Here is a 22946-nt window from a genome sequence, read left to right as displayed (position 1 = left end):
TGAAAATCAGGCGGGCCTTTTTCATTCGTCGGTATTCCGACAATCAGATGTCGAGGTTGGCGACGTTCAGCGCATTTTCCTGGATGAACTCGCGCCGCGGCTCGACCTCGTCGCCCATGAGCCGGGCAAACAGGCCATCGGCATCGGTCGCGTCGGGAACCCTGACCTGCAGCAGCGAGCGAGCGTTCGGATCGAGCGTCGTTTCCCAGAGCTGTTCGGCATTCATCTCGCCGAGACCCTTGTAACGCTGCATCGTGAGGCCCTTGCGGCCGGCGGCAAAGACTGCGTCCAGCAGCATGCCCGGGCCGGAAATCTCGGTCTCGCCATCACGGCGCGCCAGCTTCGGCGGCTGGTCGTAAACTTCCTTGAGGCGCGAGCCAACCTGATCGATCAGACGCGCGTCCTGCGAGCCGATCAGCGCCATGTCGAGAACAACGGCTTCCTTGACGCCACGCACCATGCGTTCGAAACGCAGGCCGCCTTCGCTGGTCACAGTACCGCTCCAGCCACGTTCGGTTTCCTCGGCAATCATATCCAGCCGTCTGGCGACATCGTTCACCAGACCCTCGGCACGCGCCGGATCGCTGACGAGTTCGGCGTTGAGAGCGCCGGCAATCGCCGCCTGCTCGACAACGGCACGATTGTAGCGCGAATGCAGATTGCCAAGCAGCGTACGCAGGCGCAGGGCATCGGAGATCAGTTCGTGCAGATCCACGCCGGCGCGGACTTCACCGGTGCCGAGCCGCAGGCTGGCATCGTCCAGACCCTGGCCAATCAGATATTCCTCGAACGCCTTCTCATCCTTCACGTACTGAACGGACTTGCCGCGCGTCACCTTATAGAGCGGCGGCTGAGCGATATAGAGATGGCCGCGCTCAATGAGGGCTGGCATCTGCCGGAAGAAGAAGGTGAGCAGCAGCGTGCGAATATGGGCGCCATCGACGTCGGCGTCCGTCATGATGATGATCTTGTGATAGCGCAGCTTGTCGGGGTTGAACTCGTCCTTGCCAATGCCGGTGCCGAGTGCTGTGATCAGCGTTCCGATTTCCTGGCTCGACAGCATCTTGTCGAAACGGGCACGCTCGACGTTGAGGATCTTGCCGCGCAGCGGCAGGATCGCCTGGTTTTCGCGCGAACGGCCCTGCTTGGCCGAACCGCCCGCCGAGTCACCCTCGACGAGGAAGACTTCAGACTTAGCCGGGTCGCGTTCGGAGCAATCGGCGAGCTTGCCGGGCAGCGATGCGATATCGAGTGCGCCCTTGCGCCGGGTCAGTTCGCGCGCCTTGCGGGCGGCTTCGCGGGCGGCGGCGGCTTCGACGACCTTGCCAACCAGCACCTTGGCATCAGCCGGATGTTCTTCGAGCCAGGTGCCGAGCGCTTCGTTGACGAGGCTTTCGACCACGGGGCGGACTTCGGAGGAGACCAGCTTGTCCTTGGTCTGCGACGAGAATTTCGGGTCCGGCACCTTCACCGACAGCACCGCCGTCAGACCTTCGCGGCAGTCATCGCCGGTCAGCGTCACCTTTTCCCTTTTGGTGATGCCCGATGACTCACCGTAGGAAGTAATCTGGCGCGTCAGAGCGCCACGGAAGCCGGCCATATGCGTGCCGCCGTCGCGCTGCGGGATGTTGTTGGTGAAGCAGAGTACGTTTTCGTGGTAGCTGTCGTTCCACCACATCGCCACTTCGACGGTGATGCCGTCTTTTTCGCTGCGGATGGAGACAGGCTTATCAACCAGGGGCTTCTTGGCGCGGTCGAGATATTTGACGAAAGCCTCAAGGCCGCCGTCGTAGAGCATCTCTTCCTGCCTGACGTCGGAATGACGCTTGTCGGTGAGCAGGATGCGGACGCCGGAGTTCAGGAACGCGAGCTCGCGCAGGCGATGCTCCAGCGTACTATAGTCGAACTCCGTCATGGTGAAGGTTTCCGTGCTCGGCATGAAGCTGACTTCGGTGCCGGTCTCGGTGCCGGCATCGCCCGTCACCCGCAGCGGCGCATCGGCGACGCCGTGCGTAAAGCTCATTTCATTGATCCTGCCCTGACGGCGGATCTTCAGCTTCAGCCAGACGGACAGAGCGTTGACGACGGAGACGCCAACGCCGTGCAGACCGCCGGAGACCTTGTAGGAGTTTTGGTCGAACTTACCGCCGGCATGGAGCTGGGTCATGATGACTTCCGCCGCCGAAATGCCTTCGCCGGTGTGGATATCCGTCGGGATGCCGCGACCGTTGTCGGTGACCGTCACCGAGCCGTCGGGATTGAGCGTCACCGTGACGATATCGGCATGGCCGCCGAGCGCCTCGTCGATGGCGTTGTCCACGACTTCATAAACCATGTGATGCAGGCCGGAACCGTCATCCGTATCGCCGATATACATGCCGGGGCGCTTGCGCACGGCGTCAAGACCCTTGAGGACCTTGATGCTGTCTGCGCCATACTCGGCATTGCCGTCGTTTTCGGTTACGGATATGTCGGTCATTTATTGAAGTCTTTCCAGTGTTTTAGAGAACACCGCCGATCGTTAACGAATCAGCAGTTTTTCTTTCCCTGAATATAGGATGTTTCGTCCGCAACTTCCAAACGGAAGGCCCCTATATGGGGTATAAATCAGGGGATTAAGGCGGTTTTCAGCCCCTTTTTCCGGCATTTTCCAGAACCAGGGACAGTTCCCCGATCGTGGTCGCATCGAGATTGCGAATCCGGCCCGCCAAGCGGTTGACAAACGCCGTATATTCCGGTGCCAAACCTGACGTATCGACGACGACACGCGGGTCGGAGAAGCGCGCCAGGAGGAACAATTCCTCCGCTTCGTCCCAGATGATGTTGAAATATCCGGCGACGCGCTGCAGCAGATCGAAGGTCGGCGTGCCGCGCTTTCCATGCTCCAGGGCAGATAAATAGGCCGGCGTCACATTCAGCGCCGCCGCCATGTCCTTCTGCGAAACACCTTTGCGGGCCCTCAGTTTCCGGACCGCTTCGCCGAAAGGGGTCAAGGCCTGTCCCCCTTTGGCCGCGACAGGCGGATATAGAGGGCGCCCTCGCCGCCATGGTGCTGCGCCGCAGTTTCGTAGGAGGAAATCAGGAAGCGGAATTCCGGCTTGGAAAACCACAGCGGCACGGCACGCTTCAAGGCACCGTCGCTGCCCATGGAGCTCCCCTTGCCGGTGATGACAAGCACATGGCGAAGGCCGCGCTCATGCGCCCGGAAAAGGAAATCCAGAAGCATCACATGCGCCTCGCTCTGGATCAGCCCATGAAGGTCGATCCGCGCTTCCAGCGCCAGCCGGCCCTTGGCGATCTTGCGCTTGACCGGCCGTTCCAGCGGGTAATGCGCACCAGAGGGCTGTTTTGCCACCGATGGCGGAGTTTGCGGATCGGCTGGTGTTATCGGAGCGACCCTCGCCTTTTCGGCGCGCACGGTCTCCTCCGCCCTTGCCTCTGCCGCCAGGACTTCCTCGAAAGCCTCCATGTCGGCCTGTCGCCCTGGCATCGGCCGGGTGCTTTTCGCCACCTTGCCCCAGAGGACACGCTCATCCGTGCTGAGCTTTCGGTCTTTGCTTTTGCCTTCTGGGCTTCTGCGTTCTGGGGCCATCAGCCAAACCTCTGAGCTGCCGCCTTTGGAACCAATATATAAAAATCCGCGTCGTTGCGCACAGTTCCGGCAAGCTCTCCGGCATCGTAGCCGGAACCGGTGAAGATATCGCCACGCGCCGGACCGACGATCGCCGAGCCGGTATCGAGCGCCAGCATCAGCCGCCCGAAGGACTGGCCGGCATCGAGATGGGTCAGACTTTCCGACTGGATGAAGAAGGGAAAGCCGAAGGTGTGGATCAGCCGGTCGACCGCCAGCGAACGACCAGCAACCAGCGGCACTTTCGCTGCCGCGATCGGGCCGAGCCCGGGATCACTGACATCGGCCTCGCGAAAAAAATATAGGACCGGTTATGCCACAGGACTTCGTCGACTTCCTGCGGATGGGCGTAGAGCCAATCGCGGATCGTCTGCATCGAGATCGTTGCCCGCTCAAGCAGACCACGCTCGATGAGCAGGCGGCCGACGGCCGAGAAAGCGTGGCCGGCCTTGGCGGCATAGGTGATACGGCCCATGTGCCCATCGGGATAGCGCAGCCGGGCAGCCCCCTGCACATGCACGAAGAAGACATCGACCTTGGACTTCGCCCAGGCGATCTCCAGGCCCCTGCCCTCCAGATAGCCGCGATCGATTTCGCCCCGGTCGGGATAGGCGGAGATCACTCCGTCTTTCGACCTGCCGAACATGTAGGATGGATCGAGCCCGGCGGGCCTGTTGGCATCATCGAGATCGATCAGATCATCCGGCCGGCGATAAAAGGGATAGCGATAGGTCTCCTCCGGCGTCGCGGAAACGGTAATTTCCGGCTCGAAAAAGGCGGTCACGAAACCTCTGCCGCCATCTCCACGTCGGATGAAAAAGGGCTGGCAGCGTTCTTCGAAGAAAGCGCGAGCCTCGGCCGCGTCGCGCGGCTCATAACCTTCGGCATCGTCGAGCAGGGTCAGGAGATCTTCGGCATTCAGGCCGGCGGCACCGGTGCGATAGGGCTTTACGTCCCGGACATGGTAACGACAGTCCCTCATCGCACGAAAAAGGCTGGAGGGATCATCATCCCCCCAGCCCTTCAGATCGGCGAAGGTTGCCGGCTCCAGCCTGAAATCCTTCGATGCGGTCGTCATTGTTCGGATTCGGTCGCCACGAGTTTCCAGTTGGGATCGCGCGAGCGGCTGTCGCGGGCAAAGGTCCAGACATCGCTGATCTCCGCCACAGACTCGGCATCGCCATCGATCAGCGTGCCGCCCTTGTCGTAGGTCGCCGAAATCATCTGGCTGACGATGCGCATGGTCACCGTGGCTTCCGTGTCCTTCATCTCGGCGCTGACGAGATCGGCCTTGTCGATGCCGACGAACGTGGATTTCACCTTTTCGCCCTTGCTCTCGCGCTCGGTGATGGCCGCATCGAAGCCTTCATAGACCTCGGGCGACAACAGACCCTTGAGCGCGTTGCGGTCGCCATCGGCAAAAGCCATGACGATCATCTCGTAGGCCATGCGGGCGCCGTTGACGAATTCCTTCGGATTGAAGCTCGGATCGGCCTTGTTCAATTCGCGCAGCGAATCATTGAGCGGCGTGCCGGCTGCCGTGAAGGCATCGATTGCGGCGAAGCGGTCCTCATCCTCGGTCGCATCGCGGCGCGGCAAGGTCACCACCTTGCCAGCATCAGGAGCATTCGGGCCAGCGGCCTGATCGGGCGAACCATAGAGATCGCGCGGCGGCTTCTCATTCCCCGTGCGGCGGCCAAGGACGCTGCGCAGCTGAAAGAAAATCAGCACCGCTGCCACCAGGAAAAAGATCGTCACAAAGTCGTTTGCACCCATCTCGTGTCGGAACCACCATTAAAATTAAGAGTTTCATTCCCCATATAGTCTGCATCCATCCATCATTCAAATAGCGGACCGGTATCTTTATTACATACGATGGACTAACGCTTTAGCATCATTCCCTAAAGTGTGACGCGGTTTTCGAGCCAAATCATGCTAAGTCAGAGATACGACCGCTTCCAGGACACCGTAACATGCGCCTATCCCTTGTACCTATCTTCGTCTTCCTGATGCCGCTTGCCGAAATCGCCGGATTCATCGTCGTCGGCAAAATGCTCGGAGTGTGGGCGACATTGGCACTGGTCATCCTGAGCGCCGTTCTGGGCGCAGCCCTTCTCAGGATCCAGGGCATCGGCATTCTGCAGCGCATTTCGGCTGAAAGCCGCAATGGTGGCGACCCCGGCCGCGAGATGGTGCATGGCGCCATGATTGTCATTGCTGCATTCTTCCTGATGCTGCCCGGCTTCCTATCCGATATAATCGGCCTACTGCTCTTCATTCCTGCCGTGCGCGAGCTTGCCTGGAAAGTCCTGCGCAAGCGTATCGTCGTCCTTGGCAGTACGCGCCCGTTCAGACGCGGGCCTGGCCCGAATACAGCGCCCGGCCCTCAACCCCGGCCGTCCGGCACTGGACGGGTCGTCGATCTGGACGAGACCGATTTCCATCGCGAACCCGATCGCAATTCGCCCTGGTCGGACCGCAAACGCCTTGAAGAGTAGGGCGACAGGGCTCCGGATCGCCTAGGGCTTGAGGGTTGTAAGCCCTTGTTCGAAATGCTAGATGGCGACACCTATTGACGTCAGAGGAAACCCCATGGCCAACGAAAACAGCAACGGCGCAGCCAGCCCGAGCCTTACCATCCTTGCTCAATACACCAAGGATCTTTCCTTCGAAAATCCAGGTGCACCGCGCTCGCTGCAGGCTCGGGAAAACGCTCCCGATATCAACATCAATGTCAACGTCAACGCCAACCCGCTGTCGGATTCCGATTTCGACGTCGTGCTGACGCTGAATGCCGACGCCAAGGATGGCGACCGGGTTCTCTTCCATACCGAGCTGGTCTATGGCGGCGTTTTCCGCATCACCGACTTCCCGCAGGAACATATGCTGCCGCTGCTCTTCATCGAGTGCCCGCGCCTGCTGTTCCCCTTCGCCCGTCAGATCATCGCCGACATCACCCGCAACGGCGGCTTCCCGCCGCTGATGATCGACCCGATCGATTTCGCGCAGATGTTCACGCAGCGCATGGCCGAAGAACAGGCCCGCGCCCAGGTTTCGGCGGTTCCGAACTAAGCCCACGGCCGGTTCCATCGATAGAAATAAAAATGCCCGGATGATTGATCCGGGCATTTTTCGTTTGGAGAACACGCCAGGCATGACTTGCCATTTGGTCGAAATTTGCTAGACGGGAATTCCGGCTCCATCCGAAGGGAAGACTTATGCCGGATCTCTCCACAATTGCACTTTTTGCCGCCGCCGCCGTGGTTCTCACCGCCACACCCGGCCCCGATATGCTGCTGATCGCTTCGCGCAGCGTCAGCCAGGGACGGGCCGCGGGTTTTCTGACCTATGCAGGCATTGCGCTTGGCACCTACTGTCATGCTCTTGCTGCCGCGCTCAGCCTCTCGCAGCTCTTCATGACCGTGCCGATCGCCTATGAGATCGTGCGTTGGGCCGGCTGTGTCTATCTTCTCTATCTGGCCTACAAAACGATCCGCTCGCAAGGATCGAGCTTTTCTCCAACTTCAGCGCTGAAGCGGCTTTCAAACAGGCGGATTTTCGCAGAAGGCCTTGCGACCAATCTTCTGAACCCGAAAATGGTGCTGTTCGTCCTTGCCCTGTTCCCTCAATTCGTCAGCACCGAGGGCGGCTCGATGATCGGGCAAATGCTTCTGCTCGCCACGATATTGAACGGGATCGGTTTCTTGGTGAATGGCTCGGTGATCCTGGTTGGCAGCCATATTCGCGCCCGCCTTGCCGGATTTTCCCGATTTCCGAAACTGCCGCAATATCTTCTCGCGACCGTGTTTGCGGGGCTGGCCTGCCGGCTTGCTCTGGGAACCAGGACCTAGCTCAGCCTTCGAGCGCTTGAGATATCCCTCAGTTCGATGTGCGATATTTCGCCCAGATGCCCTTTTCGCCCAGCTTGGCAACGAGGGCGGTGTGAGCGGCCTCCTCAGTCTCGCTCACCCTGCCAGGCAAGGGCTGAGGCCGCGCCAGAATATCCGCGACGACCTCTTCCGCGTCATCATTCTGGCGGGACCGCGCGGACGAACCGTTGCTGCTGCCAAGCCCAAGCGCCGTCTGTCGGCCGCCGATCATTTCGATATAGACGTCTGCCAGCAATTCGGAGTCGAGAAGCGCGCCATGTCGGGTGCGGTGGGAATTGTCGATGCCGTAGCGCCGGCAGAGCGCATCCAGCGAGTTCGGCCCCATCGGATGCTTGCGCCGCGCCATGGCCAAAGTGTCGGTCACCATGTCGGGTAGGATCGGCGGACGGCCAAGCCGGGCGAACTCGGCATTGACGAAGCCCATGTCGAAGGTGGCATTGTGGGCGATCCACTTGGCTCCTTCGAAAAAGGCCAGTATCTCGTCGGCAACGTCGGCAAAGGGCGGCTTGTCCTTCAGGGACTCGTCGGTGATGCCGTGCACGGCCAGCGCGTCCGGATGAACCTTGCGGTCGCCGGGATTGATATAGAGATGCAGGGTCTTGCCGGTCGGAAAGTGATTGAAGAGCTCAATGCCGCCGATTTCGATGATCCGGTCGGCCTTGTTGTCGAGCCCGGTGGTTTCCGTATCGAAAATGATCTCGCGCATATCAGGGCTCTCCGCCTGTGGGTCCACCGTCCACCGCTTGGCGCCGGAGGTCCGCTATGATGTCTCTTATCTGCTCTCGCGTCACGTCGATGCTGTGACTGGTATCGATAATATAGTCGGCCCGAGCCCGTTTCTCCGCATCCGGCGTCTGACGGGAGAGAATCATGTTGAATTTTTCCTCCGTCATGCCGGGCCGGGCAAGCACTCTTTCTCTCTGAATCTTTGGATCGCAGCTCACGACGACGATCTTCTCGACCCTTTGATCCGCACCGGTCTCGAACAACAGCGGAATATCCAGCACGACGATATCGGCACCGGCGGAGCGTTGATGATCCAGAAATATCCGTTCACGCTGCCGCACCAACGGATGGACGATCGCCTCCAGGCGCTTGAAGCCGGAGGGATCGACGGCCAATTGACGGCCAAGCTCCTGCCGGTCGACGGTCCCATTTTTCGTCGTTCCCGGAAAAGCGGCCTCGATCAGCGGAACGGCTTCGCCGCTATCGCTATAAAGATCATGCACCACCGCATCGGCATCGTTGACGGGAATGCCGGCCTCGGCGAACAGTTTGCCCGAGGTCGACTTTCCCATGCCGATCGAACCGGTGAGGCCAACGCGTATCATCGGTGCTTATCCATATCGGCGATAATCAGAGCTCGCAGCACCTCATCGACCAAGGGACGCTTGCCGAACCATTTTTCAAAACCCGGCACCGCCTGATGCAGCAGCATGCCGAGGCCATCGACAATGGCAAGGCCCTGTTCCTCGGCCTGCGCCAGCAATGGGGTTTTCAACGGCACATAGACAATGTCGGTGACAACAGCGTTTTCAGCGAGCGGCGAAAAATCGATTGTGGGCGCCACTTCGTTTTCCATGCCGAGCGACGTCGTATTGATGAAGAGACCGGCGCCTCGCATCACCTCGCCCAGCGCGCCCATAGGATGGGCATGGACATGCGCGCCAAAGCGATCCGACAGTTCTTGTGCCCGCTCGACGGTGCGGTTGACGACATGAATCTCTCCGACACCACGGTCCCGCACCGCCTGGATGACGGCACGGCTGGCGCCGCCGGCACCGAGGATCACTACCCGGTCGGTGTGGTCCCAGCCGGAATGACGCTCGTCGAGGTTGGCGGTGAAGCCGCGGCCGTCGGTGTTGGTCGCGTGCAGCAGCCCATCCTCGATCCAGAGCGTGTTCGACGCGCCAAGCTCCTCGGACAGTTCGTCCGGCCGATCCGCCAGCTTGAAGGCGATCTCCTTGTGCGGGATCGTCACATTGCCGCCGATGTAGCCGCTTGAGCCATCTTTCAAAGCCGCGATGAAGGCCGGAAAGCCATCCGGGGAGACTTCATGCGCACGATAGCTGCCCGCAAGCTCGAGCGAGCGCAGCCAATAACCATGGATCAACGGGGAGCGCGAATGCTTGACAGGATAGCCCGTGACGAAGGCATTCTGGCCGTGTGTTTCACGTGAATCACCCATCGATCGCCCCCAATTCGCGAAGTTTTTGCAGGAGCGGCAACATCGGCAACCCGATAATGGTGAAATAATCGCCGTCGATTTTCGAGAAGAGCTGGATCCCCTCACCCTCGAGCTGATAGGCGCCGACGCTCGACAAGGCCTTGCCGCCGACACGGGTCAGGTGGCGATGGACGAACTCAGCGGAGAGATCGCGCATCGTCAGTTCGGCGTGGGACACATGCTCCCAGATGATATCGCCGTTGCGTGCCAAGGCGATGGCGCTGTTCAGGCGGTGGGTCTTGCCCGACAAGCTCCGCAGATGGTTCTCCGCCTCCGCCATTGTCTTCGGCTTGTGGAAGACTTGGCTGCCGAGCGACATGGTCTGATCCGAGCCGATGACGAGTGATCCCGGAAAACGGTCGCTCACCTCTTTGGCCTTGGCCTTGGCCAGCACCAGCGCCACAGCATCCGGTCCGGCGCCATCCCGCTCCAAAGGCGCTTCGATCGCGCGCTCGTCGATATCAGCCGCAAGCGCCTGGAAATGCAGGCCGGCATTTTCCATCAACATCCGTCGGAACGAACTGGAAGAGGCAAGGATGAGCGGCGTGGTCATGATCAGACGAACCTTGAAAATATAATGCTATGCAGCGCTTAGCGCAGCTTCGGGCGCAGGGCAACAATCGCGGCTGCCGTCTCCTCGATCGAGCGGCGGGTGACATCGATGATCGGCCAATTATGCCGCGCGCAGAGCGACCGGGCATATTTCAGCTCTTCGGAGATGGTGGCGCGATCGGTGTAGCCACCACGGTCGAAGCCGGTGGTCGCGCCGAGAATGCGGTTTTCGCGCACCTGGGATATCCGATCGGTCGTGGCTACGAGCCCGACGATCAACGGCCTGGTTGCCAGGATCAGGCTTTCGGGTAAGGGCACGCCAGCGATGATCGGGATATTGGCGGTCTTGATGCCCCGGTTCGCCAGGTAAATGCTCGTCGGCGTCTTCGACGTCCGGCTAATGCCGATGATGACGACGTCGGCATCATTATAATCATCCTGCATCTGACCATCATCGTGGTCCATGGTGAAGTTCAGGGCTTCGATGCGCGCGAAATAATCGGCGTTCATGACATGCTGGGCGCCAACCCGGCGACGCGACGCCGTACCGAGATAGGTCTGGAAGACGTTCATGACCGGTTCAAGCACATTGACGCAGGGTACACCCATCTCCCGGCAACGCTCGTCGATGAAATCGGCAAGCTCGCGATCGACGATCGTATAGAGGACAATGCCAGGGCTATGATCGATCGCTTCCAGAACCGGCAGCAGCTGCTTGCGATTCCGAATCAGTGGGTAGACATGCTCAATCGGCTGGCTGGCATGGAATTGCACGGATGCAGCACGTCCGGCGGAGATCAGAGTCTCGCCGGTTGAGTCAGAAATCAGATGAAGATGAAAGAAGCTTGTCCGGTTTTCCACGCTACTTTCCATCACCTGTTGATATCATGGGAGAAAAGAGAGGTACGGGAACCGCCCGGTCGGGGGCAAGTGGAAAACCTCCGACTTTTCCACATTTCGGTTTTTCGGGAAGGCGTTCAGCGGCGCTTGTGGGTAATGTGGATAAGCTATTTTGAGCAACACGTCTCCCCAGTTTATCCCCAGATGGGATCGATAGGGAATCTGAGCCAAGCACTTAGAATTATTGATCTAACGCTTATCTTTTCCACATATCCCGGAGAGAGCCTGAACTTTTTGCGAAATCCGGGATGGAGGCGCGACAAATTGGATCAGCCGTGGATGAATTTTAATCCTTGATAGTCACAGACTCTAAGAAATAGAAACTTAAGATATATCTTTGTTTTTATATGGGATGATGACTGTGAACAGTGCGCGCCGGAAGATCTTAAGGGTACTCAGCGGGGAAACGCTGACCCCTCCCCCCATCTGGCTTATGCGCCAGGCGGGACGCTATCTTCCGGAATATCGGCAGACGAGAGCAAAGGCTGGAAGCTTTCTCGATCTCTGCTACAGCCCGGAGCATGCGGTCGAAGTGACGATGCAGCCGATCCGGCGTTATGGCTTTGATGCAGCGATCATGTTTTCGGATATCCTGGTGATCCCCGACGCACTGAACCGCAATGTCCTTTATACCGAGGGACATGGCCCAGAAATGGATCCGATCGACGAGGCGGGCATTTTCGCGTTGAAAGCGGATGGCGTGCTTCAGCATCTCGCTCCGGTCATGGAAACGGTGCGGCGGCTGCGGGGGGAACTGCCGGATGAGACGACGCTTCTCGGTTTCTGCGGAGCACCCTGGACGGTTGCGACCTACATGATCGCCGGACACGGCACGCCGGACCAGGCCCCTGCCAGGCTTTTCGCCTACCGATATCCAAAAGCGTTCGAGCATTTGCTGATGCTGCTTGCGGAGATATCAGCCGCCTATCTCGTGGCGCAGATTGATGCCGGCGCCGATGCTGTGCAGATTTTCGATTCCTGGGCGGGTGTGCTTGGCGAGCAGGAATTCGAGGCTTTCGCCATCAAGCCGGTGGCAAGGATCATCGCTTCGGTGAAGGCGCAACGACCGCACGCGCGGATCATCGCATTCGCCAAGGGAGCGGGGTATCAGCTGAAGACATATCGCCAGAAGACGGGCGCCGATGCGATCGGACTCGATTGGTCTGTGCCGCTCGCCTTTGCCAAGGAGTTGCAGCGGGAGGGACCGGTGCAGGGAAATCTCGATCCGATGCGTGTTGTTGCCGGCGGCAAGCCGCTGGAGGACGGGATTGACGATATCCTGCAGCAACTGGGCCACGGCCCGCTGATCTTCAATCTGGGCCACGGCATCACGCCGCAGGCCGATCCAGCCAATGTCACCGCGCTGGTGGAACGCGTTCGTGGATGGAAGGGCTGAGGCCATGAGCGAGCAACCGACGGAAAAACAGACGGATGCGGCTGCGGGCGCCCGCGCCAGCCGCCGTGCCTATTTCATGATCCTGCTGTTCGTGGCGCTGGCGATCGGCCTGTTCGCCTGGCATCCGGACGATCTCTACCTCTGGGTCAAGGCGCTGCATATCATCGCGGTGATCTCGTGGATGGCGGGTCTGCTCTATCTGCCAAGGCTGTTCGTCTATCACACGGATGCCGAGCCAGGTTCGCAGCAATCCGAGAATTTCAAGGTGATGGAGCGCCGGCTCCTGAAGGGGATCATGACGCCGGCGATGATGCTGACCTGGATTTTCGGGCTCTATCTCGCCTGGTCGGTCTATGGTTTCCATGGCGGATGGCTACATGCCAAGATCGGGCTTGTCGTGCTGCTGACGGGCGTGCATATGTTCCTCAGCCGCGCGGTGCGGGCCTTTGCCCGCGATGACAACCGCTATTCAGCCCGGCATTGGCGGATTATCAACGAAGGGCCGACCCTGTTAATGATCGTGATCGTCATCCTGGCGGTGGTAAAGCCCTTCGCGTAAAATCGGCGGAACTGCGCGTTAAAGTAAAATTTTCCTCATTTCGCCGGCCCCCCTTGCGGGGCGCCAACTGAATCGCTATTTTCCCGCCATCTCTTCTTCGTGGCATGTATCAGTTCTATCGCCCGCGAGCTCCCCCATCGCGGCTCTGAATACGACCAACATTGCCTTTCCCCTTCTAAAAATAGAGTAATTCCCTTCATGGCTGAAATGAAGCTTCAAGAACTTAAGAACAAATCCCCGACCGATCTTCTGGCATTTGCTGAATCGCTCGAGGTCGAAAACGCCAGCACGATGCGCAAACAGGAACTGATGTTTGCGATCCTGAAGGAACTCGCCAGCCAGGATGTTGAAATTATCGGTGAAGGCGTCGTTGAGGTTTTGCAGGACGGCTTCGGTTTCCTGCGCTCCGCGAATGCTAATTATCTCCCAGGTCCGGACGATATTTACATCTCGCCGTCGCAGATCCGCCGCTTCTCGCTGAAGACCGGTGATACCGTCGAGGGACCGATCCGTGGACCGAAGGAAGGCGAGCGCTATTTCGCGCTGCTGAAGGTCAACACCATCAATTTCGACGACCCGGAAAAAATTCGCCACAAGGTCCATTTCGACAATCTGACGCCGCTCTATCCGAACGAGCGTTTCCGCATGGAGCTCGACGTTCCCACCACCAAGGATCTTTCGTCCCGCGTCATTGATCTCGTAGCGCCGCTCGGCAAGGGCCAACGCGGATTGATCGTAGCGCCGCCGCGCACCGGTAAGACCGTGCTGCTGCAGAACATCGCCCACTCGATCACGGCCAATCATCCGGATTGCTATCTGATCGTTCTGCTGATCGACGAACGTCCGGAAGAAGTGACCGACATGCAGCGCTCGGTGCGCGGCGAAGTCGTCTCCTCGACCTTCGACGAACCGGCTGTGCGCCACGTTCAGGTTGCCGAAATGGTTATCGAGAAGGCCAAGCGCCTTGTCGAACATGGACGCGACGTTGTCATCCTGCTCGATTCGATCACGCGCCTAGGCCGTGCCTACAACACCGTCGTTCCCTCGTCTGGCAAGGTCCTGACGGGCGGTGTCGACGCCAACGCCCTGCAGCGCCCGAAGCGCTTCTTCGGTGCTGCGCGTAATATCGAAGAAGGCGGTTCGCTGACGATCATCGCCACCGCGCTGATCGATACCGGCAGCCGGATGGACGAAGTGATCTTCGAAGAATTCAAGGGCACCGGTAACTCGGAAATCGTGCTCGACCGTAAGGTCGCCGACAAGCGTATCTTCCCGGCCATGGATATCCTCAAGTCCGGTACGCGTAAGGAAGACCTGCTGGTGCCGCGTCAGGATCTGCAGAAGATCTTCGTCCTGCGCCGTATCCTCGCACCAATGGGTACCACCGACGGGATCGAATTCCTGATCGACAAGTTGAAGCAGACGAAGAACAATCCGGATTTCTTCGACTCGATGAACACCTGATCCTTAACCGGATTGACCGTCGCTCATGGGTGACGGACGCTATGACAATATGGATCGGGTCGCGTTTGCGGCCCGATTTCGTTTATTGTCCTGGAGGTACCATATGTTTCGATTGACCGGGTGTTACTGATTTTGCGGAGCGAGATCTTTGGTCTCATTCGCTCCGTGCTGCAAATCGTGAAACACTTCGCTTTGAGGTAATCGGACGAAAGACTGATTAGTTTGGAAGATAGTAAGAGATCGACTCCTTTGCCGCAGAGTGCCGGGAATCGATTCGGATGCGGATCAATTAGATGAACACAATCGGTGATACGATCTTTGCGCTTTCAAGCGGTGCTCTTCCAGCTGGGGTAGCGGTGGTGCGGATTAGCGGTCCTGAGGCACTTGCCGCGGTACATGCACTGGCTGGCTCATTGCCGAAGCCTCGACAGGCGGCATTGAAAACGATTCGGACTCGTAACGGTTTAACGATCGACCAAGGTCTGGTGCTGATCTTCCCCGCGCCAGCCTCGTTTACGGGTGAAGACTGCGCGGAAATCCAGGTTCACGGTGGCAAGGCCGTTGTTGCCGCGCTTTTGGATGAACTTACCGACTTCGATGGCTGCCGCCTGGCGGAGCACGGTGAATTCTCTCGTCGCGCCCTGGAAAACGGCAAGATGGATCTTGTCGAGGTTGAGGGCCTTGCCGATCTCATCGCCGCCGAGACAGAAATGCAGCGGCGCTTGGCTGTAGAGCATGCTGCTGGTGGCCTTTCGAAACTCTATGAAGGGTGGGCTGATCGCCTGACTCGCGCCCGTGCCCTGATTGAAGCTGAGCTGGATTTTGCCGATGAAGACGACGTGCCCGGCTCGGTATCCGATCTGGTCTGGGATGATATGGCGAAGCTGCGGGCGGAACTGTCAGCGCATCTTGCCGGCGCCGGCTTTGGCGAGATTGTTCGCGACGGTTTGAAGGTCGTCATCGCTGGTGCGCCCAATGCCGGAAAATCCAGCCTGATGAATGCGCTGGCGCGTCGCGAGGTGGCGATCGTCACCGACATTGCCGGCACGACGCGCGACGTCCTGCATGTTGATCTCAATATGGAGGGTTACGCGGTTCGGCTCTACGATACGGCCGGATTGCGCGAAACCGAGGAAGTCATTGAGCGCGAGGGGATAAAGCGCGCATTGAGGACAGCGGCGGAAGCCGATGTTGTTCTTTCTCTCGCGGAGATTGGCACGGAGGCGCAGACCGATTTTCCCGGCTTTGGCGGCCGGATTTTTCGCGTCGGCACCAAAGCGGATATTCATCGGGCCAGGGACTATGAATACGATCTCTGTATTTCCTCGAGCACTGGCTCCGGTCTCGCGGAATTGCATCAGCTATTGGTTGGAGATCTCCAGGAACGCTCTACTTCTCTGTCGTTGGCCCTGCCGAGCCGTTTGAGGCACCGGACTCTATTGGCTGAGAGCCTGGAGGCGCTGACGGAGGCGGTTAGCGCCGCTTCTGCCGGATTGGATATTCGTGCGGAATACCTTCGCCAGGCCGGGCATAGTCTCGGCCGGATTACCGGAAGGGTCGATGTCGAGGATCTTCTCGACGTGATCTTCTCCGAATTTTGCATCGGAAAGTGATTCACGTGAAACACGGCCTATGAGATAGGCGATTCAAAAGGTTTCACGTGAAACGTTCTTGACTCCTTAAATTGGTGTGCCAAACAGACGGCAACACTGAGGGCTTGGCAATGCTCGAGACTAGTTATGATGTGATCGTCGTCGGAGGCGGGCATGCGGGCAGCGAAGCTGCGGCCGCAGCTGCTCGGCTGGGCGCCAAAACGGCTCTGCTCACGCACAAGCGCGATACGATCGGCGTAATGTCCTGCAATCCGGCGATCGGCGGCCTAGGTAAGGGTCATCTGGTTCGTGAGATCGATGCGCTCGATGGCCTGATGGGCCGCGTTGCCGATGCCGGCGGCATTCAGTTCCGGATGCTGAACCGAAAAAAGGTCCGGCTGTCCGTGGTCCGCGCACGCAGGCCGACCGCAAGCTCTACCGCCTTGCCATGCAGGCTGAGATCGCCGCGATTGAAAATCTTGACATTATCGAAGGTGACGCCTTCGATCTGACCATTAGTAACGGTCGTGTCTCCGCTGTGGTGCTGAAGGATGGTCGGACATTCCGCTGTGGCGCCGTTGTCCTGACGACCGGCACATTTCTGCGCGGCTTGATCCATATTGGCGACAGGAAAATTCCTGCTGGCCGCGTGGGCGAAGAACCGTCGGTGGGCCTGTCGGGGACGCTGGAGCGCTATGGGCTGGCGCTGGCCCGCCTGAAGACGGGAACACCTGCGCGTCTTGATGGCACGACAATTGATTGGAATGCGGTCGGGCGCCAGGGCGCCGATGACGTGCCAGTGCCTTTTTCGTTCATGACGGATAGCATCGTGAATCCGCAAATCGAATGCGGGGTGACGCGGACGACGCCAGCGACGCATAAGATCATTGCCGATAATCTTATGCGTTCGGCGATGTATTCCGGGCAGATCGAGGGTGTCGGACCGCGCTATTGTCCGTCGATCGAGGATAAGATCGTCAAGTTCGGCGAGCGTGACGGGCATCAGATCTTTCTGGAGCCGGAGGGGCTCGACGATACGACGGTCTATCCCAACGGCATATCGACGTCCCTCCCTGAGGACGTTCAGGATGCTTTCATCAGGACTATTCCGGGTCTGGAACGAGTCCGAATCCTTCAATGCGGTTATGCGATTGAGTATGATCACGTCGATCCGCGCGAATTGAAGCCTTCGTTGGAAGTAATGAAGATCCCGGGCCTATTCTTGGCGGGGCAGATCAATGGAACCACGGGGTATGAGGAAGCGGGAGCGCAGGGGCTGATTGCTGGCCTCAACGCGGCGCGATTGGCCTCAGGTGGCGACGCGATCCAACTCAGCCGAACGGACTCTTATATTGGTGTGATGATCGACGATCTCACCTCGCGTGGCGTCGCCGAACCCTATCGCATGTTCACATCGCGCGCCGAATATCGACTGTCGCTGCGCGCTGACAATGCTGATGTTCGTTTGACGCCTCTTGGCCTGACTATCGGTTGTGTCGGTACTGCGCGCGCAGCTCGCTTTGGTGATTACATTGAGAAGCTCGACTATGCGCGGACTCAACTGAAGACGCTGAGCGTCACGCCGAATGAGGCAGAGAAGGCTGGTCTGCATCTTAATAAGGATGGTCAGCGCCGGACGGCCTATGATCTCTTGTCCTATCCGGAGCATTCGATTGAATCACTGTCCGGTCTATGGCCGGAACTGCGTTCGATCGATCGGCGTGTCGTTGAAGCTGTTGAGATCGAGGCGGCCTATGCGGTCTATATGGATCGCCAAACCTCGGATATCGTCCAGGTTCGGCGCGAGGAAGAGCGGCTCATCCCTACTGACTTCGATTTCTCGATATTGTCGGGGCTATCGAATGAGCTGAAGCAGAAGTTGATGAAAGCACGGCCGAAGAATATCGCCCAGGCTTCGCGGATTGACGGAATGACGCCGGCGGCGATATCGCTATTGTTGGCCCATCTGCGCAAGCTGACGGCGGTGGATGAGCGCAAGCTTGTTTCGTAATATCAAGGCATTGCAAGGTGTGAGAGTCCTGCCATGGAATTAAACGGTTTGCGTGTTTCACGTGAAACACAGGGGCGGCTGCAGCACTTTGCCGAGCTCTTTCAGAAGTGGGCGAAGACCATCAATCTGGTCGCGCCTTCGACCATCGATGATCTTTGGCGTCGGCATATTGCCGATAGCGCCCAGATTTTCCAGCTTCATCAGAAGCCGGCGCGCTGGGCCGATCTGGGAAGTGGCGGCGGTTTTCCAGGCATCATCACGGCAATTCTTCTGGCGGAGCAGAAGGACGGGCATGTCGATCTGGTGGAAAGCAACCAGAAAAAGGCCGCCTTTCTAAGGGTTTGTCTCCGGGAATGCGAGGCCCGCGGCGCCGTTCATGCGGTGCGCATCGAGGAGGCGCCGAAGATCATTGTTGATTGCGATGTCATCTCTGCGCGGGCGCTTGCCGAGCTGGATACGTTGCTGGACTATGCAGCGCCATGGGTCGAACGTAATGAAAATGTACGTTTGCTGCTGCATAAAGGCAGGGATTACGAACGTGAGGTCCAGAAAGCCCGTGGTCGTTGGGAGTTCGATCTGGTAAAACACAACAGTGTTGTCGAGAGCGATTCCGTGATCTTAGAGTTAACTCGCCCTCGTCGTCGAATTTAACCATGATGGATATGCGGCAAATGATCGGCGAGCGAAACCGGATTATTACTATCGCAAACCAAAAGGGTGGTGTTGGTAAGACAACCACCGCGATCAACTTGGCTACGGCTCTGGCCGCTATTGGCGAGCGTGTCCTGATCGTCGATCTCGATCCGCAAGGAAATGCCAGCACGGGCCTCGGAATAGACCGTCGCGACCGAAAAGTATCCTCTTATGATCTTCTGGTTGGCACGCATACGATCCTCGATACGGTTCAGGAGACGGCTGTGCCGAATCTCTATATCGTCCCCTCGACGATGGATTTGCTTGGTGTCGAAATGGAGATTGCGCAGCAGCCTGATCGGGTTTTCCGGCTGCGTCGGGCTCTGAACGGCGCTGGCGCGACGGCTTTCTCCTATATTCTGGTGGATTGCCCGCCCTCGTTCAACCTGTTGACCATGAACGCCATGGCGGCCGCGCATTCGGTCCTGGTGCCGCTGCAGTGCGAGTTCTTCGCGCTGGAAGGCCTTAGCCAGTTGTTGGAGACGGTCGATCAGGTGCGTCGTACTGTCAATCCGACCCTGGATATTCAGGGGATTGTGTTGACGATGTTCGATTCCCGCAACAATCTGGCGCAGCAGGTCGTCAATGATGTGCGCACGCATCTGGGCGAAAAAGTCTACCATACGTTGATTCCGCGCAACGTGCGCGTGTCCGAGGCGCCCTCCTATGGCAAGCCGGCGATCCTTTACGATCTGAAATGCGCCGGCAGTCAGGCCTATCTGCAATTGGCGTCGGAAGTTATCCAGCGGGAACGGCAGCGGAAGGCCGCCGCCTGATAGTGTATTTGTTCTGGAGTGAGTGTTGCGATGAATGATGATCTTTCGAAACGGCGTCTCGGGCGCGGCCTGGCAGCTCTCATCGGAGAGATGGATCAGCCAACGCCTGTTGAGGCCGGCAAGCCGGGCGTCAATCCGGATCGCTTGGTGCCGATCGAATTCATCAACCGCAATCCGAAGAATCCACGCCGTTATTTCGATGAAAGTGAGCTGCACGACCTCGCCAGCTCTATCCGTCAGCACGGCATTGTGCAGCCGGTTGTCGTGCGCACCGTTTCTGCCGATCGCTATGAAATCATAGCGGGCGAAAGACGCTGGCGCGCGGCGCAACTGGCTGGTTTGATTGAGATTCCGGTCATCGTTCGCGACGTTGACGATAAGACCGCGCTGGAAATCGCCATTGTTGAAAACGTTCAGCGCGCCGATCTCAACCCTCTCGAAGAGGCGTTGGGCTACGAGCAGCTGATCGCCGAGCATGGCTATACGCAGAACGACCTCGGCGAGATCATCGGCAAAAGCCGCAGCCATGTCGCCAATTCGCTGCGCCTGCTGAAACTACCGGAACAGGTTCGCGACATGCTCGCCGGCGGTAGCCTTTCGGCCGGTCATGCCCGCGCGCTCGTATCGACCTCCGATCCGGCGACACTTGCTCGCACGATCGTCTCCAAGGGCATGTCGGTGCGTGATGCCGAGCGGCTGGCGCAGAACGATATCAAGGCGCAAAACGATCCACGGCCCTTGGCCGCGCGCAAGGATGACAAGGATTCGGATACGCTGGCGCTGGAACGCACCCTGTCCGACACGCTTGGGCTGGATGTTGCGATCAACCATCGCGGCAGCGGCGGTCAGGTGAAGATTTCCTATAAGACCTTGGAGCAACTGGAAGAAATCTGCCGGCTGCTTGAGCGGCGTTGAGCTTTTTCCCGTGAAACACCGGGACATCCGCTTTCGGACAGTATCGTTCGAAAGCGGATATTATTATTTAAAATCAATATCTTGAAGTGATCGCCTCGCCTTTAAATGAGGGCGGCGCTCTAGCCCTTGCGGGCGGATTGCAGCGTGGTCGACAGCAGCGTCTGTGTGGCGATGGTATCTTCGAGGCTGGCGCGCTGTCTGGTTTGAAGGATGGCCGACTGCAGACGGTTCATCTCGCGGGCAATTGCCGGCGCCGTCCAGCTCCGAAGCGCCTGTTCGATGATCGGCTTGCGACGAAAATGCAGATGCCGGCCGAGCGTTTGCATAACCTGCGCCGGCGGCACACGTTTTTCATCCATCTCTGTGCGCATGACGTCCAGTAGCTGAAATTGTCTCAAGCAGCCTTGCAGGACAAGAAACATCGATGTCTTGGATGCGGCGATCTTCTGCATTGCATGCAGAAAAGCATCCGAATCCCCCTTCAGAACGGCATCCACGGCGTCATCCGCGGAAATGGCGCTGGCGTCGCCGATGATGTCGACGACATGTTCTTCCTCGATCGTCCCCTGCCCGCGGCAATAGAGCGCCAGTTTGCGGACCTCATTGCGCGACGCGATCCGGTCACCGCCCAGCAGTTCAAGCAGCACTTGCCGTGCTCCGGGCGAGATGCGTAGATTTTCGCTTGCAAGCTCGGTATCGATCAGGTTGTTCAGCGCGCGTCCGTCATCGGCATAGCACGGGACGGTCGCGATCTTGCGGGATGCTTCCGCCACTTTGCGCAGACCGGAGCCTTTTTTGAGATCGCCAGCCTCGATGATGACAAAACTGGCGTCGGGAGGATTGTCGGCGATGATCTGCAGCGAATCGATCAGCGCCTTTTCATTGGCTGCGCCGCGAATCCAGATCAGCTTCTCACCGCCGAACAGGCCGATGGAGTTGACCTCATCAAGCAGGCGGCCGGCATCGTTGTGGAGATCACCGACATCGAGCTTGATCAGCGAAAAGGCGTCCTTCAGGTCGACGCCTGTCTTGCCGGCCACCTGCCCTGCTCGCTCGGAGACAAGACCACGGTCCGGGCCATAGATGACAAAAAGGCGGTAAGTGCGGGCGGCGTTTTGAAGGAATCCGTCAAACTCGTGGGATTTGATCTCCGACATACCGCGCGCTCAGATCAGCGGCTAAGTGCTGCGCCGATATCGGCGGCAACCATCTCGGCAACTTCACGCGCGGCGCGGTCTTCCGAATCGCGAATGGCACGCTGCTTGGCGAATTCCTGGGTCGGGAAGTCCACCAGCGAGGTGACGGCGCGGCTGCCGGATTTCAGCACTTTGCCGTCACTGGCATTCTTCAGCGTGAAGGACGCGGTGACGGTGGTGCGGCCAGCGGCCGAGGTCGCCGACGATGGCAGGTAGAGAACGCCCGCCGTGCCGGAGCTGACGCTCAGATCGACCGTATATTTTGCCAGCTTCGTCTCACCAGCGCCGCGGCCGGCGATGAAGATCAACTGATTTCGGACTTCCTGGCCGACGCGCGAGTTGGCGTCGGAGAAGGAAACTTCGGCAAGCTTCTGGGTGACACCCGTGCTCACGGCGTAAAGTGGCCGAACCTGGCAGGAGGACACGAGACCCGCAACGGCAATCAGCGACGCGACGCCCGTAAGGCGGGCGAGTTTGAAGAGCTTATCAGACGACAATGTTTACGATCCTCTGTGGAACGACGATAATCTTCTTTGGCGCCTGACCATTCAATGCGCTTGCGACGGCATCCAAGGCGAGTGCCGCCTGTTGCACGGCATTCTGATCCGCATCGCGCGCAATTGTCAATTCGGCGCGCTTCTTGCCATTGATCTGCACCGGATACACAATCTCATTCTCAACGACGAGCGCTTCGTCATAGACAGGCCAGGCGCTCATGGCGATGAGATGCGCGTTGCCGAGCGCGGTCGAGCATTCTTCCGCTAGATGCGGTGTGATCGGCGCGACCAGCGCGATCAGGATTTCGACCGCCTCGCGAGCGGCGGAACGATAGCCGGTATCGGTTCCGCCGGCGGCGATCTTGGCCAGCGGCGCGGCCAGTGCGTTGACGAATTCGTAGATGCGGGCGACCGCCTTGTTGAAGGCGAGCTTGTCGTAATCGCCCTGAACGGCCTTCAGTGTGCGATGAGCGACTTGAGAAATAGCCAGTGCTTCGCCTTCCCTAGCCGGAACCGGATCGACTGCTTTCAGCTCGTCGGCGGCTTCCGACACCAGGCGCCACATGCGCTGGGTGAAGCGATAGGCGCCTTCGACACCGGCTTCCGACCATATGACGTCGCGGTCGGGCGGCGAATCGGAGAGCACG

General features: G+C 58.9%; 22 protein-coding genes and 2 pseudogenes. 11 read left to right on the top strand and 13 right to left on the bottom strand.

What is annotated here, in order from left to right; genetic code table 11:
- Positions 1-43: 43 nt before the first annotated feature.
- From gyrB to HB780_RS25760, 5 genes and pseudogenes are all read right to left on the bottom strand, one after another.
- Positions 44-2479, bottom strand: a complete 2436-nt coding sequence (gene gyrB, locus HB780_RS25780) for a DNA topoisomerase (ATP-hydrolyzing) subunit B (protein WP_183690328.1) — start codon at positions 2477-2479, stop codon at positions 44-46.
- A gap of 148 nt (positions 2480-2627) precedes the next feature.
- Positions 2628-2993 carry a helix-turn-helix domain-containing protein gene (locus HB780_RS25775; protein ID WP_183690326.1) on the bottom strand — a complete coding sequence of 122 codons (366 nt, stop codon included), beginning with the start codon at positions 2991-2993 and terminating at the stop codon, positions 2628-2630.
- A complete protein-coding gene (locus HB780_RS25770) occupies positions 2990-3592 on the bottom strand; it encodes a Smr/MutS family protein (protein WP_183690324.1) in 603 nt (200 codons plus the stop codon). The genes HB780_RS25775 and HB780_RS25770 overlap by 4 nt, the downstream gene beginning before the upstream one ends.
- Positions 3592-4709: pseudogene (gene mltA / locus HB780_RS25765) on the bottom strand (murein transglycosylase A). Before mltA ends, HB780_RS25770 begins: the two are co-directional and overlap by 1 nt.
- Entirely contained in the window at positions 4706-5407 is a 702-nt protein-coding gene (locus HB780_RS25760; RefSeq protein ID WP_183690322.1) for a Tim44/TimA family putative adaptor protein, read from the bottom strand. Before HB780_RS25760 ends, mltA begins: the two are co-directional and overlap by 4 nt.
- Before the next feature lie 197 nt (positions 5408-5604).
- Here HB780_RS25760 and HB780_RS25755 point away from each other — a divergent pair, with 197 nt between their 5' ends.
- The 3 genes from HB780_RS25755 (at position 5605) to HB780_RS25745 (ending at position 7482) form a co-directional block, all read left to right on the top strand.
- Positions 5605-6129 carry an FxsA family protein gene (locus tag HB780_RS25755; RefSeq protein WP_183690320.1) on the top strand — a complete coding sequence of 175 codons (525 nt, stop codon included), beginning with the start codon at positions 5605-5607 and terminating at the stop codon, positions 6127-6129.
- A gap of 94 nt (positions 6130-6223) precedes the next feature.
- Positions 6224-6703: a protein-export chaperone SecB gene (gene secB / locus HB780_RS25750; RefSeq protein ID WP_183690318.1), complete on the top strand. Its 480-nt coding sequence runs from the start codon at positions 6224-6226 to the stop codon at positions 6701-6703.
- Positions 6704-6849: 146 nt separating this feature from the next.
- Positions 6850-7482: a LysE family translocator gene (locus HB780_RS25745; protein ID WP_183690316.1), complete on the top strand. Its 633-nt coding sequence runs from the start codon at positions 6850-6852 to the stop codon at positions 7480-7482.
- 28 nt (positions 7483-7510) lie between these two features.
- Here HB780_RS25745 and dnaQ read toward each other — a convergent pair whose 3' ends face one another.
- The 5 genes from dnaQ to HB780_RS25720 are packed head-to-tail and all read right to left on the bottom strand — an operon-like array spanning position 7511 to position 11161.
- Positions 7511-8227: a DNA polymerase III subunit epsilon gene (dnaQ, locus tag HB780_RS25740; protein WP_183690314.1), complete on the bottom strand. Its 717-nt coding sequence runs from the start codon at positions 8225-8227 to the stop codon at positions 7511-7513.
- 1 nt (position 8228) lies between these two features.
- A complete protein-coding gene (gene coaE / locus HB780_RS25735) occupies positions 8229-8852 on the bottom strand; it encodes a dephospho-CoA kinase (RefSeq protein WP_183690312.1) in 624 nt (207 codons plus the stop codon).
- Complete coding sequence (locus HB780_RS25730; protein WP_183690310.1) at positions 8849-9709, bottom strand: shikimate dehydrogenase; 861 nt, start codon at positions 9707-9709, stop codon at positions 8849-8851. The genes coaE and HB780_RS25730 overlap by 4 nt, the downstream gene beginning before the upstream one ends.
- Complete coding sequence (locus HB780_RS25725; RefSeq protein WP_183690308.1) at positions 9702-10301, bottom strand: Maf-like protein; 600 nt, start codon at positions 10299-10301, stop codon at positions 9702-9704. The genes HB780_RS25730 and HB780_RS25725 overlap by 8 nt, the downstream gene beginning before the upstream one ends.
- A 38-nt stretch (positions 10302-10339) precedes the next feature.
- Entirely contained in the window at positions 10340-11161 is an 822-nt protein-coding gene (locus tag HB780_RS25720; protein ID WP_183690306.1) for a pyruvate, water dikinase regulatory protein, read from the bottom strand.
- A 400-nt stretch (positions 11162-11561) separates the two neighbouring features.
- On the opposite strand from HB780_RS25720, the gene hemE reads away from it, so the two are divergent.
- From hemE to HB780_RS25680, 8 genes and pseudogenes are all read left to right on the top strand, one after another.
- On the top strand, positions 11562-12596 hold the full coding sequence (hemE, locus tag HB780_RS25715; RefSeq protein ID WP_183690303.1) for a uroporphyrinogen decarboxylase: 1035 nt from the start codon (positions 11562-11564) through the stop codon (positions 12594-12596).
- Between the two features lie 4 nt (positions 12597-12600).
- The gene (gene hemJ, locus HB780_RS25710; RefSeq protein ID WP_183690301.1) at positions 12601-13155 is read left to right on the top strand and encodes a protoporphyrinogen oxidase HemJ; all 555 of its coding nucleotides are present in this window, start codon (positions 12601-12603) and stop codon (positions 13153-13155) included.
- Positions 13156-13353: 198 nt separating this feature from the next.
- The gene (rho, locus tag HB780_RS25705; RefSeq protein ID WP_183690299.1) at positions 13354-14619 is read left to right on the top strand and encodes a transcription termination factor Rho; all 1266 of its coding nucleotides are present in this window, start codon (positions 13354-13356) and stop codon (positions 14617-14619) included.
- 293 nt (positions 14620-14912) lie between these two features.
- The gene (gene mnmE, locus HB780_RS25700; protein ID WP_183690297.1) at positions 14913-16232 is read left to right on the top strand and encodes a tRNA uridine-5-carboxymethylaminomethyl(34) synthesis GTPase MnmE; all 1320 of its coding nucleotides are present in this window, start codon (positions 14913-14915) and stop codon (positions 16230-16232) included.
- 110 nt (positions 16233-16342) lie between these two features.
- Positions 16343-18222 (top strand): annotated as a pseudogene (gene mnmG / locus HB780_RS25695) (tRNA uridine-5-carboxymethylaminomethyl(34) synthesis enzyme MnmG).
- A gap of 33 nt (positions 18223-18255) precedes the next feature.
- On the top strand, positions 18256-18873 hold the full coding sequence (gene rsmG / locus HB780_RS25690; RefSeq protein WP_183690296.1) for a 16S rRNA (guanine(527)-N(7))-methyltransferase RsmG: 618 nt from the start codon (positions 18256-18258) through the stop codon (positions 18871-18873).
- Between the two features lie 20 nt (positions 18874-18893).
- Positions 18894-19691 carry a ParA family protein gene (locus HB780_RS25685; RefSeq protein WP_047453820.1) on the top strand — a complete coding sequence of 266 codons (798 nt, stop codon included), beginning with the start codon at positions 18894-18896 and terminating at the stop codon, positions 19689-19691.
- A gap of 30 nt (positions 19692-19721) precedes the next feature.
- The gene (locus HB780_RS25680; RefSeq protein ID WP_183690294.1) at positions 19722-20606 is read left to right on the top strand and encodes a ParB/RepB/Spo0J family partition protein; all 885 of its coding nucleotides are present in this window, start codon (positions 19722-19724) and stop codon (positions 20604-20606) included.
- A 119-nt stretch (positions 20607-20725) separates the two neighbouring features.
- On the opposite strand, the gene holA is transcribed toward HB780_RS25680, so the two are convergent.
- From holA to HB780_RS33405, 3 genes are read right to left on the bottom strand one after another with little or no spacing between them, the layout of a single operon-like run.
- Positions 20726-21763, bottom strand: coding sequence for a DNA polymerase III subunit delta (gene holA / locus HB780_RS25675; protein WP_183690292.1), 1038 nt, complete (start codon positions 21761-21763; stop codon positions 20726-20728).
- Positions 21764-21777: 14 nt separating this feature from the next.
- Positions 21778-22299: an LPS assembly lipoprotein LptE gene (gene lptE / locus HB780_RS25670; protein WP_183690290.1), complete on the bottom strand. Its 522-nt coding sequence runs from the start codon at positions 22297-22299 to the stop codon at positions 21778-21780.
- A complete protein-coding gene (locus HB780_RS33405; protein ID WP_353622971.1) occupies positions 22289-22864 on the bottom strand; it encodes a class I tRNA ligase family protein in 576 nt (191 codons plus the stop codon). The genes lptE and HB780_RS33405 overlap by 11 nt, the downstream gene beginning before the upstream one ends.
- Between the last annotated feature and the right edge of the window lie 82 nt (positions 22865-22946).

Source organism: Rhizobium lusitanum, assembly GCF_014189535.1.
In the GTDB taxonomy this organism is placed as follows: domain Bacteria; phylum Pseudomonadota; class Alphaproteobacteria; order Rhizobiales; family Rhizobiaceae; genus Rhizobium; species Rhizobium lusitanum_C.
Note: the sequence above shows the minus strand (reverse complement) of the source record. Positions and strands in the feature narration are given on the sequence as shown.

Excerpts from the sequence above, each read along its gene's own strand:
- hemJ (WP_183690301.1), top strand. The coding sequence starts at position 12,601 with ATGAGCGAGCAACCGACGGAAAAACAGACGGATGCGGCTGCGGGCGCC.
- HB780_RS25755 (WP_183690320.1), top strand. The coding sequence starts at position 5,605 with ATGCGCCTATCCCTTGTACCTATCTTCGTCTTCCTGATGCCGCTTGCC.
- coaE (WP_183690312.1), bottom strand. The coding sequence starts at position 8,852 with ATGATACGCGTTGGCCTCACCGGTTCGATCGGCATGGGAAAGTCGACC.
- rho (WP_183690299.1), top strand. The coding sequence starts at position 13,354 with ATGGCTGAAATGAAGCTTCAAGAACTTAAGAACAAATCCCCGACCGAT.
- HB780_RS33405 (WP_353622971.1), bottom strand. The coding sequence starts at position 22,864 with ATGTGGCGCCTGGTGTCGGAAGCCGCCGACGAGCTGAAAGCAGTCGAT.
- dnaQ (WP_183690314.1), bottom strand. The coding sequence starts at position 8,227 with ATGCGCGAGATCATTTTCGATACGGAAACCACCGGGCTCGACAACAAG.
- rsmG (WP_183690296.1), top strand. The coding sequence starts at position 18,256 with ATGGAATTAAACGGTTTGCGTGTTTCACGTGAAACACAGGGGCGGCTG.
- gyrB (WP_183690328.1), bottom strand. The coding sequence starts at position 2,479 with ATGACCGACATATCCGTAACCGAAAACGACGGCAATGCCGAGTATGGC.
- HB780_RS25730 (WP_183690310.1), bottom strand. The coding sequence starts at position 9,709 with ATGGGTGATTCACGTGAAACACACGGCCAGAATGCCTTCGTCACGGGC.
- HB780_RS25760 (WP_183690322.1), bottom strand. The coding sequence starts at position 5,407 with ATGGGTGCAAACGACTTTGTGACGATCTTTTTCCTGGTGGCAGCGGTG.
- secB (WP_183690318.1), top strand. The coding sequence starts at position 6,224 with ATGGCCAACGAAAACAGCAACGGCGCAGCCAGCCCGAGCCTTACCATC.
- HB780_RS25770 (WP_183690324.1), bottom strand. The coding sequence starts at position 3,592 with ATGGCCCCAGAACGCAGAAGCCCAGAAGGCAAAAGCAAAGACCGAAAG.
- HB780_RS25745 (WP_183690316.1), top strand. The coding sequence starts at position 6,850 with ATGCCGGATCTCTCCACAATTGCACTTTTTGCCGCCGCCGCCGTGGTT.
- mnmE (WP_183690297.1), top strand. The coding sequence starts at position 14,913 with ATGAACACAATCGGTGATACGATCTTTGCGCTTTCAAGCGGTGCTCTT.
- HB780_RS25680 (WP_183690294.1), top strand. The coding sequence starts at position 19,722 with ATGAATGATGATCTTTCGAAACGGCGTCTCGGGCGCGGCCTGGCAGCT.
- holA (WP_183690292.1), bottom strand. The coding sequence starts at position 21,763 with ATGTCGGAGATCAAATCCCACGAGTTTGACGGATTCCTTCAAAACGCC.
- HB780_RS25725 (WP_183690308.1), bottom strand. The coding sequence starts at position 10,301 with ATGACCACGCCGCTCATCCTTGCCTCTTCCAGTTCGTTCCGACGGATG.
- HB780_RS25685 (WP_047453820.1), top strand. The coding sequence starts at position 18,894 with ATGATCGGCGAGCGAAACCGGATTATTACTATCGCAAACCAAAAGGGT.